The 12,036-nt window shown below is 39.9% G+C and carries 10 protein-coding genes; 8 read left to right on the top strand and 2 right to left on the bottom strand.

The genetic code is table 11. The annotated features are described in order from the left end of the window. The first annotated feature begins 80 nt into the window (after nucleotides 1-80). The 4 genes from BCL90_RS01620 (at nucleotide 81) to BCL90_RS01600 (ending at nucleotide 2,873) form a co-directional block, all read left to right on the top strand. Nucleotides 81-413 (top strand): DUF4870 domain-containing protein, encoded by a 333-nt coding sequence (locus BCL90_RS01620; RefSeq protein ID WP_121283416.1) that lies wholly within the window; start codon nucleotides 81-83, stop codon nucleotides 411-413. Between the two features lie 138 nt (nucleotides 414-551). Further along, entirely contained in the window at nucleotides 552-1,211 is a 660-nt protein-coding gene (locus tag BCL90_RS01615; protein WP_244095029.1) for a suppressor of fused domain protein, read from the top strand. A 65-nt stretch (nucleotides 1,212-1,276) separates the two neighbouring features. Continuing rightward, nucleotides 1,277-1,801 carry a hypothetical protein gene (locus tag BCL90_RS01610; RefSeq protein ID WP_121282213.1) on the top strand — a complete coding sequence of 175 codons (525 nt, stop codon included), beginning with the start codon at nucleotides 1,277-1,279 and terminating at the stop codon, nucleotides 1,799-1,801. Between the two features lie 742 nt (nucleotides 1,802-2,543). Beyond that, nucleotides 2,544-2,873: a DUF4870 domain-containing protein gene (locus tag BCL90_RS01600; RefSeq protein WP_121282211.1), complete on the top strand. Its 330-nt coding sequence runs from the start codon at nucleotides 2,544-2,546 to the stop codon at nucleotides 2,871-2,873. A 152-nt stretch (nucleotides 2,874-3,025) separates the two neighbouring features. Here BCL90_RS01600 and BCL90_RS01595 read toward each other — a convergent pair whose 3' ends face one another. After that, nucleotides 3,026-3,709 (bottom strand): arylesterase, encoded by a 684-nt coding sequence (locus tag BCL90_RS01595; RefSeq protein WP_121282210.1) that lies wholly within the window; start codon nucleotides 3,707-3,709, stop codon nucleotides 3,026-3,028. Nucleotides 3,710-3,827: 118 nt separating this feature from the next. On the opposite strand from BCL90_RS01595, the gene BCL90_RS01590 reads away from it, so the two are divergent. The 4 genes from BCL90_RS01590 (at nucleotide 3,828) to BCL90_RS01575 (ending at nucleotide 8,972) form a co-directional block, all read left to right on the top strand. Further along, nucleotides 3,828-4,517, top strand: coding sequence for an ABC transporter ATP-binding protein (locus BCL90_RS01590; protein ID WP_121283415.1), 690 nt, complete (start codon nucleotides 3,828-3,830; stop codon nucleotides 4,515-4,517). Further along, the gene (locus BCL90_RS01585; protein WP_121282209.1) at nucleotides 4,510-7,044 is read left to right on the top strand and encodes an ABC transporter permease; all 2,535 of its coding nucleotides are present in this window, start codon (nucleotides 4,510-4,512) and stop codon (nucleotides 7,042-7,044) included. Before BCL90_RS01590 ends, BCL90_RS01585 begins: the two co-directional genes overlap by 8 nt. 320 nt (nucleotides 7,045-7,364) lie before the next feature. Further along, nucleotides 7,365-7,547 carry a hypothetical protein gene (locus BCL90_RS01580; protein ID WP_121282208.1) on the top strand — a complete coding sequence of 61 codons (183 nt, stop codon included), beginning with the start codon at nucleotides 7,365-7,367 and terminating at the stop codon, nucleotides 7,545-7,547. A gap of 135 nt (nucleotides 7,548-7,682) precedes the next feature. Next, nucleotides 7,683-8,972, top strand: a complete 1,290-nt coding sequence (locus tag BCL90_RS01575; RefSeq protein WP_121282207.1) for a gluconate:H+ symporter — start codon at nucleotides 7,683-7,685, stop codon at nucleotides 8,970-8,972. Nucleotides 8,973-9,572: 600 nt separating this feature from the next. On the opposite strand, the gene BCL90_RS01565 is transcribed toward BCL90_RS01575, so the two are convergent. Continuing rightward, on the bottom strand, nucleotides 9,573-12,020 hold the full coding sequence (locus tag BCL90_RS01565) for an outer membrane beta-barrel protein (RefSeq protein WP_121282205.1): 2,448 nt from the start codon (nucleotides 12,018-12,020) through the stop codon (nucleotides 9,573-9,575). Nucleotides 12,021-12,036 lie beyond the last annotated feature (16 nt).

Raw genomic sequence — 12,036 nt, 5'->3', positions numbered from 1 at the left:
GCAGTGTAGGTTTCCTTTTCTTGATGGAGCACATAGGCACTGGTATTTTTGTATTGTTCAATTCATTAAAATTTAAACCTATGAAACAGAAAACAATTGCAATAGTTGCCTACATTACAGTCATCGGATGGATCATTTCTTACCTGGAATTTAAAAAGTCGTCTGAAAAAAGTTCTTTGGCTAATTATCATTTGGGTCAGTCGCTTGGGATTATTATTACCTCCATCCTATTGAGTGTCCTAAGCAGTGTAATTCTGGCCATAATTCCTTCTCTGGGTTTTATCTTTTACCTTATTTTATTGCTTCCTTTTATTTTGATGTTATTGGGTATCGTAACCGCCAATAATAGTTTAGAGAAGCCAGTTCCTTTAATTGGAAAAGTATTTGAAGGGAAATTCAACTTCATTTCCTGAACTTAAACATCTTTTAAAACAAAAGTGAACAGTCAGGCACTAGTTTTTTTGCTATCGCTGTGCGGAATTAACTATGGTAGACCCATATTAAAGTAAAACGGCAAAATCTTTGAAAGCATTTTAAATTTAATCAACCTTATGATGACCACTGAAGAATACAGACAACAGTTTACAACCGATGATACACCTGGATGGCAGGCAATAGATGATCAACTGGAAAAAATTTATGGCACTTCAGAAGCACGCCATTACCCGCCTTTGTGTGGCATCCATTATGTGGCTGGCGGAACCGACCCGATAGATGGTGCCAGTATTTATGATAGCAACCACCAAAGCTTTCATCATCACATCATCAGCTACGGCATGAGCGAATTGTATTATAATGAAGAAAAGGCTGGCGGTGAGTTTAGCAAGTGGGGTTTTGAATTTACGTTTAGGTTAGCGCCATTTAAAGATGATGAAAATGATCCCGTCTGGGCTATACAGGTGATGAATAATTTAGCCAGGTATGTTTTTTCGAGCGGCAAATGGTTTGAGGAGAACCACTTCATCCCGGCCAATGGGCCAATAAGGTTAAATACTGATACCCAAATAACAGGTTTTGTTTTTGCATTGGATCCTGAACTGGGAAAAATTGACACCCCTCATGGCGAACTCAGTTTTCTCCAATTGGTGGGCATTACCGATGCTGAGGTAGAAGAACTGAAAAAAAATCCCACTATCGGGGCTGTTGAAGAACTGATCAAAAAACTGAAAAAGGATAATCCCCTGTTAATTACCGACCTGAACCAGAAATAACATTCAAAATTTAGGATAGGTAAATAATAGCTAAACATTTTGAAGACCAAATCATTTAAACTGTCATGATAAAAAAAAATATCCTTTTAGCGCTGCTGATTTTAAGTTTAATCTCTTGTCAGTCAAAAAAAGCAGCACATCTAAATACAGTACTTAAACATGCTGATAGGGCTGTATTTAACATGATGGTGGGTAAAAACGGCCTTAACGAAAAGAAACTAAAATGTGTAATTGATGGCGATTTTAAATGTGCCCTTCAGGTGGTTAACGAAGAAGAAAGAGCCTTTAATCAGATTATCAATAAGATAAATGCTGCAGAAACAAATGATATCAAATATGGCAATGCTTTAAAAAGCGCAGCAATCAGTTATTATGAAGCTGTTAAACAGCTGGAAGTTTTTGATCGCCATGAAATTGTAGTACAGCAACAAAGCCAGAAAGCCAATACAGAGCAGTTGCGGGATAGTGTGATAGCAAAGCAGGGGCAATTATTAAAGCACAAATTGGAAATGCGTACAGTGATCAATAAAAAAGAAAAGCAATTCGCCGAAATACAAAAACAGTTTAATTCAGTCAACAATTTGGATTAATGCTCCAAGGCGCATGTTACCCCATATCCTGCAATAACAGCTTCAGGTCTTCATCTTTACCAAACCCTCAACTTTTGCTATATCCGGTAGCGGCTTATACGCACGCATTAAGCTTCGATATGCATGCGCCGGGCATTTTTTTTGATGTCCATTTTATGGAGGTAAGCACAAAGTTTAAATCGGTCAAGGTGAGTTTTGTTGTGCCTTTTGATTCATTATTAACAAAAAATAAAGTATATGTTTTGGGCAATTAACCAGCATACGCTTTTTTCGCTTCGGTAGCTTTTTGGGGTTATTACTAAGCTTTCGCGTTATTGCGCCTTTACAATTGCGGCTGCACAGTTGCATTAAACCTATATCTTTCTACCAATTGCATAAGCAGGGCAAGTTTGTCTTTCTCACTTAAATGATCATTGCTGTGTTGTTTCATAATGTTTGAGACAGGAGATAAAGAAACTTATGTCAACGCCGATTAAGAATAATATTTTTTTTTAAAAAACCTGATGTTCCATCTTGTAAAAATGACATAAAGATTGGCACCTGGATAAAATTGTAGACAAATAGCGGAAACGACCTAAACACACAAATACATGATAAACAGCAACTTAAAACAGATGTAGATGTATTGTAGACGTTTTTTAAAAATACTGTAGACGCTCTGTAGGTGGCAGATTCTTTTAGGTAGTGGTAATTAACACCAAATTTGACCTAAATAATTTTCAACCTAAAAAAAACAGAAATCATGGACAACAAAACCCTTTCAATCGTTTCTTACATTACCATTATCGGTTGGTTAGTAGCTTATTTTATTGGAAAAGATAAAGCCGACACTTTGCTTAAATACCACTTGAGACAGTCACTAGGCATTGCTATTGTCAGCATTATTTTCAATATAGCCTTTACCATCATTGCCAGTATAGTACCTGCTTTATCCTTTTTAGGTTTTGTGGGTTATGCATTTGTAATTCTTTGGATTATGGGGATTATCAATGCCGCTAATGGTGCGCTAAAACCTGTTCCTCTTATTGGTAAATGGTTTGAGGACAAGTCTTCATTCGTTGGTAAATATTAACAGGAAGTTTATACGCCTCAATTTTAAAAATGTCATGCTAATGGTGATGGTTTTTACCATCACCGCATGCAACTCGTTCCTGATCAATTTAGTCCGCTCAGCGCCCTCTGTGCTTTTTCTCCGTGATCTTTGTGGTTAAAAACTGAGAAAGCTTACAACAAACCTTTCAACACCACCCAAACATTTTCCGCCAAAATCTTATCTCCATCGGCAGTTGGGTGTATACCATCGGCCTGATTTAATTCCGGAACACCACCTACCTTATCCAATAAAAAAGGGATCAGGGCCATCTGGTTTTTCTTCGCCAGATCTGGAAACATATTTTTAAAATCTGAAGCATATTTTGCGCCCATATTTGGCGGAACCTGCATACCGGCCAACACCATTTTAGCATCCGGGTATTTAGCTTTTACACGATCAATAATCGCCTGGAGGTTTTTAACCGTCTGCGATACAGGTAAGCCACGTAAACCATCATTCGCTCCGAGTTCAAGCACAAAAATATCCACACGTTGTTTAAGTAGCCAATCAATACGACCTTTTCCGCCAGCAGAAGTTTCTCCACTTAATCCACCATTAATTACTTTATAAGGCAATTGCAGAGAATCAATCCTATTTTGAATCAGTGCCGGGTAAGCTTCCGTTGGGTCGAGTCCATAACCGGCTGTTAAACTGGTACCGAAAAAGAGGATATTCTTCTGCTTAGTAGCTGCAACTGCCGTTTTTTGGTCAGCCGAATCTAAAGTTTTATCGTTATTGCTTTTACTTTCCTTATTTCCGCAGCTTAGCAGTACAAGACTCAAAACAAATAATCCCATTAATCGTTTTCGTAACATATCTATTCGTAACATATCTAATTAATCTATATCTAATTATTATTTAACCATTACCTTAACAGGCAATGCCTGGTTATGTTTGGCCAAAATCTATACGCAAACCCTAAAAATTCAGCTATTGGAAAGCATATTGAACATCCGAAATGTAAGTAAAATTTATCAAAGTGCCGGACGGGAGCTCACCGTTTTGGATAACATTAATTTTGCGATAGCTGCAGGCTCAACTGTGGCCATAACAGGTCCCTCGGGAAGTGGTAAAACAACCCTGCTTGGTTTATGTGCAGGTTTGGACCGGGCCAGTAGCGGAACAGTCGAACTGAATGGCATTGCCCTGGAGAAACTGAACGAAGATGAAAGGGCAGCGGTTAGAAATCAATATGTGGGTTTCATTTTTCAGAATTTTCAACTACTACCGACTTTAACTGCACTCGAAAATGTAATGGTCCCTTTAGAATTAAGGGGAGCAAAAAACATTCGCACATACGCACTAGAGCTGTTGGACAAGGTTGGCCTTGCCGACCGTTCACACCATTATCCGGTACAATTATCGGGTGGTGAGCAACAACGGGTTTCGCTGGCAAGGGCCTTTTCGAATCAACCTGCTATTCTTTTTGCAGATGAACCTACCGGAAACCTTGATGCAGAAACCAGCGAAAAAGTAATCAAATTGCTTTTTGATTTAAACAAAGATGCGGGAACCACATTGGTCATCGTAACACATGATCTTGAACTAGCTGCCAGAACGGCAAGAAGCATTAAAATTAAAGGTGGCATAATTATTTCAGACGAAAACCCTACTTATGTCTAATACCCTCCCGAAACAGTCTGTTCAGTTTTCGTGGCTGTTTAAAATGGCCTGGCGCGATAGCAGGAAAAACCGTGTACGTTTATTTTTATTTATTTCATCTATTGTTTTGGGCATCGCGGCCCTTGTTGCCGTTTATTCTTTTAAAGATAACCTGCAAAAAGATATCAATGCTCAGGCAAAAGAACTTACCGGAGCAGACCTGGTTTTGGATAGCCGGAAAGGTGTAAGCAAAGCGATGCAAAAAATGCTCGACACCCTTGGCGATGAACGCTCGCAGGAGAAAACCTTTGCCTCGATGATTTACTTTCAGAAAGGTGGAGGCAGCCGTTTGGTACAGATGAAAGCTCTTGAAGGGAATTACCCTTATTATGGCACAATAGAAACCATTCCGCTAGGCGCAGCAAAACATTTTCAAACTGGAAGGAATGCCTTGGTAGATCAAACCCTGATGCTACAGTTTAATGCAAAAGTTGGTGATTCGGTAAAAATAGGCGATCTCAATTTTAACATTTTGGGTACTTTAACCAAAGCTCCAGGCCAAACCGGCATTGGTGCAAGTATCGCCCCTACGGTCTATATTCCACTACAAACGCTCGATAAAACAAATCTGATTAAAACCGGAAGTAGGATCAATAATAAATTCTATTTCAGGTATAATGATCCGTCGAAAATAGATGAATGGGTAAAAACGCAGGACAGCAGATTAGAGAAAGAAGGATTTGACGCCGATACGGTTGAATCGAGAAAAGAACAGACCGGAAGATCGTTTAAAGATGTAAACCGTTTTCTGGCTTTATCAGGTTTTATCGCTTTACTGCTAGGGTGTGTTGGTGTAGGTAGCGCGATTCATGTGTATATTCAGGAAAAACTCGGTGCGATTGCTACGCTGAGGTGTTTAGGATTAAAATCACGTCATGCTTTTTTAATCTACCTTATCCAGGTCTTTTTTATTGGCTTAACTGCTGCTGTTTTAGGAGCAATATTAGGTACGGGCATACAGTTTTTGCTTCCATTGGTGCTGAAAGATTTTCTGCCGATAGAAATTACCATGCAGGTTTCGTGGCCAGCCGTTGGTCAGGGAATTTTATTAGGACTGATTATTTCGATCCTTTTCGCGCTCCCTTCACTCCTATCGGTCCGGAAAATTTCACCGTTAAACGCCATCAGGATATCTTTTGAAAAAGCAGGGGGCAGAAAAGATCCGCTCACCTGGTTGGTGTACCTGCTTATGGCCGCCTTTATTACCGGCTTTACCCATTTGCAGATGAAAACCTGGGTACAAACACTGGCCTTTACCTTGAGTATTGCCATTGCTTTTGTACTGCTCATTGTACTGTCTAAATTATTGATGTTCCTGGTACGTAAACTCTTGCCCAACTCATCGAGCTATTTGTGGCGACAGGGATTTGCAAATCTTTACCGTCCAAACAACCAGACTTTAATGCTTACGGTTTCCATCGGCTTATCAACAGCTTTTATATGTACGCTATTTTTTGTTCAGGGGATATTGATGAGTCGCGTTACGCTTTCATCAGGTGCTAACCAGCCCAACATGGTAATGTTCGATATCCAGAATACCCAAAAAGAAGGATTAGACAGTTTAACCAAAGCTTTCAAGCTACCATTAATGAACCAGGTACCCGTAATTACCATGCGGATTGAAGAAATTAATGGAAAGAAAGCCAGTGCCGATACCAATAACAGAAGGGCTTACCGCAACGAAATCAGGGCTACTTATCAGGATACTTTAACCGCAGCAGAGAAAATTACATCTGGTAAATGGACCGGAAAAATAAAGCCCAATGAAACGGTTTATATTTCACTGGATCAGCGTTATGCCCAGTCCATTAACGTTGGTTTGAATGATAAGATCCTTTTTAATGTTCAGGGCATGATGATCCCGACTGTTGTTGGAAGTTTAAGGGAAGTAAACTGGAGCCGGATGCAGACCAATTTCAGAGTCGTTTTTCCGGCTGGAGTATTAGAAGAAGCACCACAGTTTCATGTATTAATGACCAGAGTGCCATCGGGCGAAGTTTCAGCTCGTTTCCAGGGCGAAGTAGTACAAAAATTCCCAAATGTATCCGTTATCGATTTAGATCTGGTATTGAAACTCCTGGATGAACTTTTAAGTAAAATCGGATTTGTGATCCAGTTTATGGCTGGTTTTAGTATGGTAACCGGCTGGATTGTTTTAATATCTTCGGTATTAACCAGTAAAAACCAGCGGATAAAAGAAAGTATTTTGTTGCGAACTATGGGTGCGAGCAGAAAGCAGATTTTAGCCATAAACGCGATTGAATATTTCTTTTTAGGTGCCTTTGCAGCAGGCGCCGGATTGATTTTAGCCATAAGCGGAAGCTGGGCATTGGCCAAATTCACTTTCGATGCCGCCTTCGTGCCTCCGTTTGTACCAACCTTATTGTTGTTTGGCTCAATTGTATTGCTTGTGGTAATTACCGGTGTGTTAAGTACAAGAAGTATCCTGAACCAACCACCGTTGAAGATTTTAAGGACTGAAAGTTAGGATGGGCAGCGTTTGGTGCGAAGCGTTAACCACAGAGAAGGCAGAGAAAGGCACAGAGAAAACAGAGCTGTAATTGTTCTGATTCCATGATTCGTGTCCTCACGAATACTGCTTCGCATCACTACCAGCTTCTCTTTGATGATTGTCTCTGCGCTTGTTGGAACTGAAGAATGATTTATTAATAAAAGTAAAAACAGGGACGTCTCAAGCAGGTAATAGTCTCGGGATACCGTCATTCCCATTGTCTTTCAAGCTGCACGAGTTCAACAACGAATGAAACAATTCTACAAGTTTTACTAATAATCGATACTTTTACCTTTATGATCAGATTAAACAACGATACCCCTAACGATATCCTCCAGGATGTAAAAATCGGCGATATGGTAACCGATACCTTTAGCAAAACAGGCCTGGTAGAAAATATAGAAATTAGTGACGATGGCCTGTACCGGGTTTACGAGTTTCATCTCGTTACCGGACGGACAATTACTGTTAAAAAGTAAAAACCTTAAAAAATGAAAAATTAACCACGACCTGTCCCGATTTCGGGAGATAAAAAGGAAGACATAGATAATATAAAATCAGTGTTTATCCGTGGTAAAAGCTACATTTAATTACATTACCTAAGCCCTAACCAAATGTCATTACTTATACTACTCTTCGGCATTCTGCTGCTTTTCGTGCTGATCTTAAAAAAGATTAACCCAATGATTGCCCTGATTGCGGTGGCAATTATAACTGGTCTTTTATTGGGGATGCCTGCTACAAAAGTAATGAGCTCTATTAGCAATGGTATAGGCAGCACACTAGGCAGTATGGTAATGGTTTTGGCGCTCGGCGCGATGATGGGTAAACTGATTGAAGACAGCGGATCGGCAAAAAAAATCGTTTTCATACTGATCGGAGCCTTCGGAAAAAAGAACATTCAATGGGCGGTGCTGTTAACCGGCTTATTGGTGGGAATTCCTTTATTTTACAATGCTGGTTTCGTGGTGTTAATCCCTTTGGTTTTTGCCATTTCAGCCGCAACAGGGCTATCAAAATTATACATCGGCATCCCAATGGCTACTGCCCTTTCGGTAACACATGGTTTTTTACCTCCTCATCCGGGACCTGTTGCATTGGCAGGTATTTTCCATGCCGATATTGGCAAAACGCTAATTTACGGCTTAACTTTAAGTGTACCCATTGCGGTTATTGCCGGAATCTATTTTCCACGATTGATTCTGAAAAAAAATCAATTGGTAACTACCCAGAACTTCAAAATTAGTGAAGAAGAAAACCTTCCATCTGCTTCAAGGAGTTTTATTACTGCATTGCTGCCGGTATTTTTAATCATCGCCGGAACCATTGGGAGCAGCATTAAGATAGATTATATCGGTAAACCACTTTTTATATTTTTAGCCGATCCAACCGCGGCTCTATTAATTTCGGTTATTATTGCACTGGCACTTCAAAAAACTTCCATTACAAAAGCAATGGAATCTTGTGCCGAAGGGGTTAAAAGCATTGCCATGATAATCCTTATTATTGCAGCCGGCGGTGCCTTTAAACAGATTTTGATCGATAGTGGTATGGGCGAAACGGTGAAACAACTCACCGGCAGCCTAAATTTATCGCCATTATTACTCGCATGGTTAATTACCGCATCACTCAGGGTAACTTTAGGTTCGGCCACAGTGGCTGCACTAACTGCTTCGGGCATGGTACTCCCGCTAATTGGCCCGGGAGCATCGCCAGAATTAATGGTATTATCAGTCGGCGCCGGAAGTTTAATGTTTTCTCACGTAAACGATACAGGTTTCTGGATGTTTAAAGAGTACTTTAACCTTAGCCTGAAAGAAACTTTTAGCACCTGGACCATGATGGAAAGTTTGGTTTCTGTTTTAGGTCTTGTTGGAGTATTGGTATTGAATCAGTTTGTTTAGAAAATTGGATCTGGTATTTAGAGAAGCCTGTACCCGCTATTGACCGATGCAAGCTAATATTTTAATCTTTTTGAAAAGCAATTACAGAAGTTCTTTGGCAAAAACAGTCCCGCTCCCGCTTCTGCCGATTGAAGAAATCGGCATCTCGCTCAGATCGGGTTTAAATGGCTTGAACAGTACTACTGTCCAGGGTGAAATAAACCCGACCGACAGCGTTATTCTGTCCTTTACGGAATTAAGCAAAGGGCGGGACTAGCGGAACCTAAGCACCACAGACATTGCTTTCCAAAAAACACCAATGAAAAATTGGTTTTACAATCCTCTGCAGCCATGTTTCGTATCCCCACGAACCATTCTTTTTTTGCCACGGAGACTCGAAAACACGGAAATTGATTGCCCTAGATTTGTCTTATTTTCCGAAATAAACTTAGCTGCCCTCAGGTGGCTTAGGTGGTCAAAACAATATGAAACTGGTACAAATCGCAGCAGATCCATAACGCTGCACTCCATCCGATAGCTAGCTATCGGATTGGGATGACGACTAAACTAAACCAACTGCTTTCTACTCACTATTGTTCTTGTAGACAAGAACCACGTTTACTAATTCTTCACCCTGTTCTTTTCTGCATCCGCACCAGAAGACTCATGCTTAGCAGGTGTAGAAAAAGTCTTACCAAAACGGTAACTATAACTCACCACAACCGATCTCGAATCCTGACGGTTAACCCAGTTTGCTTCTGTATTTGCCAGGTTATTGATTATACCATTATAAACACGGGTTCTGAAAATATCGTTAGCGGTTAATTTCAACGTGCTTTTTGATGAAAGTTTTTTCTGTACCGCTGCACCAAACTCATGTACTTCGCCCAAAAAAAACTGTACGTTAGATAGTTTACTTTGATAACGCATATTGACCTCAGCATTCCATGTTGGAGTGATTTTGAACTGTAAATTTGGACTTGTCTTTAAATAACTTCCATTGGTAACCAGAAAGCCGGTATAAAAATCTGTTTTCGAAACTATTTTTGCATACTCCACATAGGCATTCAGTTTAACCCATTTAGTAAGGTCGATCTCTGCATTTACCGAAATATTGGCTATCGTGGTTTTGCCCACATTAGCTGGCCTGCTGTAATAGGTACCATCTACAATCTCTATGGTCTCGTTCACCTCATCCCTCACCCAGCCGTAACCTAAAGTGGTGGTAATTTTATTTTTATAGGTGTGCGAAAGCTCTAAACTTTGTGTAAATGATGGCTTTAGGAATGGATTTCCAACATAATAAGTAAATTTATCCAATGGAGAGAAAAATGGGTTCAGATCCTGGTAATACGGACGATCGATCCTTCGTCCATAATTTAAGCCCAACTCATTATTTCCGGCAGTATCCAGTTTATAAGAAAAATAAACCGTTGGAAATAAACTGTTATAGGTTCTTTTAAAACTCGAATCGGGTTTGATCAGATTGCCTAATTGATGCCCGTTAGAAACCGTGTTTTCATACCTTAAGCCGGCCTGGAGCGAAAAACGCTTCCCTTCCCTGCTCATGTTCAGGTAAACCGCATTGATATTCTCCTCATACAAAAAGTGATTGCTCTTTTCGTAATCGGCACTGGTTTTTCCGTTTGCCGTATTAAAGTAATCGGCAATGTTATCGGTTTTGGTGTAGGCGGTTTTAGCACCTGCATCCAGTTTCCATTTATTTTTAAGTGGATGCGAATAATCCATTTTAGCCGTATAAATATCAATATTTGCAGGCAGATTACCGGTTAAAATATCCTGGTATTTTAAGGCTCCACCAGGCAGGTAACTGAAGTTGTAATACGTTTGATCGGTTTTATTTTTGTAGAGCAGATAGTCCGCATCAAAGGTTAATTCTCGTCCTGCCTGTTTAAATTTATGCCTGTAATTTAAATTTACACCTGCATTTTGATACTTAATCTGATCGATATTTTCAGCCCTGATTACCGAATCCAACTGCATTGATGCATTTGATAGATTACTGGTATTATTGTTCACCTGCTTCGAAATCCTGTTCATGCCGGTAAGTACTATCCCCCATGTTGTGCGGTCTGTTGCATAATAATCAAGTCCGGTTTTCAAATTAAAAGTATTGCCATTCCTGCGGAAATAAGAATTCTGATTAAAGTAGGATTTGGCACTACCATCCTCATTTTTATATTTCCGGTTCAGGTCGAGATCGGTAAAACTGTTGTTGAGGTTATAACTTAAATTTCCAAAAACATTGATTTTATCCTTACGGTAATTAAAGTTGAAACTATTGTTCGACCGCGTTAGCTCGCCTTGATTTAAACTCAGATTAATGCCTCCGTTAAACCCGGCGGTTTTGTTTTTTTTGGTTTTGATGTTAATTACGCCGCCGTTCCCGGCCGCATCGTACTTGGCAGGTGGATTAGTCATCAGTTCAATCTGATCAAGCGAAGAAGAAGGCAAAGAACGCAAATAACTCTCCAGATCGGCACCTGATAAATAAGTTGGTTTATCATCAATAAAGATGGCTACCCCGTTTTTACCTTTTAACGAAATTGTTCCGTTCTGATCCACATTTACACCAGGCGATTTGCTCAGTACATCCAGCGCAGTTGTGCCTGCATTTGAAATCAAAGCATCAACATTAACAACAGTACGATCTATTTTCCGCTCTACAAAAGCTTTTTGTCCCGAAATATTCACCTCCTTTAAATTAGTTACTCCAGCTTTGATCTTAATATCTGGCAATGCAATAATCTCCTGGCTGGCAGCCAGCACCAATGTATCAGTTTGGTATATGGGCGATCCAACCACCGATATTTTAATAAGGTATTTTCCGTAAGCCAACTTATCGAAACTAAACCCCCCGTCTTTTTCGGTAAAGGTAGTTTTTAACAATACTGAATCTTTAAGCACGGCGACGGTAGCAAACTCTATATTTTTTCCTTCGGCATCCAATACACGGCCGTAAATTCTGGATGGAGGGGTTTGGGCTTGAGCAAAAGTTAGGGCAATATTCATCCATACGGCTAACAAAGCCATGAGAGTAAATTTCATGATGTGAATTGGATTA

Origin of the sequence: Pedobacter alluvionis (assembly GCF_003664035.1) — a bacterium.
In the GTDB taxonomy this organism is placed as follows: domain Bacteria; phylum Bacteroidota; class Bacteroidia; order Sphingobacteriales; family Sphingobacteriaceae; genus Pedobacter; species Pedobacter alluvionis.
Note: the sequence above shows the minus strand (reverse complement) of the source record. Positions and strands in the feature narration are given on the sequence as shown.

What these genes read in the sequence shown, in the direction of transcription:
- BCL90_RS01595 (WP_121282210.1), bottom strand. Translation starts at nt 3,709, where the DNA reads ATGTTACGAAAACGATTAATGGGATTATTTGTTTTGAGTCTTGTACTG.
- BCL90_RS01610 (WP_121282213.1), top strand. Translation starts at nt 1,277, where the DNA reads ATGATAAAAAAAAATATCCTTTTAGCGCTGCTGATTTTAAGTTTAATC.
- BCL90_RS01620 (WP_121283416.1), top strand. Translation starts at nt 81, where the DNA reads ATGAAACAGAAAACAATTGCAATAGTTGCCTACATTACAGTCATCGGA.
- BCL90_RS01585 (WP_121282209.1), top strand. Translation starts at nt 4,510, where the DNA reads ATGTCTAATACCCTCCCGAAACAGTCTGTTCAGTTTTCGTGGCTGTTT.
- BCL90_RS01600 (WP_121282211.1), top strand. Translation starts at nt 2,544, where the DNA reads ATGGACAACAAAACCCTTTCAATCGTTTCTTACATTACCATTATCGGT.
- BCL90_RS01565 (WP_121282205.1), bottom strand. Translation starts at nt 12,020, where the DNA reads ATGAAATTTACTCTCATGGCTTTGTTAGCCGTATGGATGAATATTGCC.
- BCL90_RS01575 (WP_121282207.1), top strand. Translation starts at nt 7,683, where the DNA reads ATGTCATTACTTATACTACTCTTCGGCATTCTGCTGCTTTTCGTGCTG.
- BCL90_RS01580 (WP_121282208.1), top strand. Translation starts at nt 7,365, where the DNA reads ATGATCAGATTAAACAACGATACCCCTAACGATATCCTCCAGGATGTA.
- BCL90_RS01615 (WP_244095029.1), top strand. Translation starts at nt 552, where the DNA reads ATGATGACCACTGAAGAATACAGACAACAGTTTACAACCGATGATACA.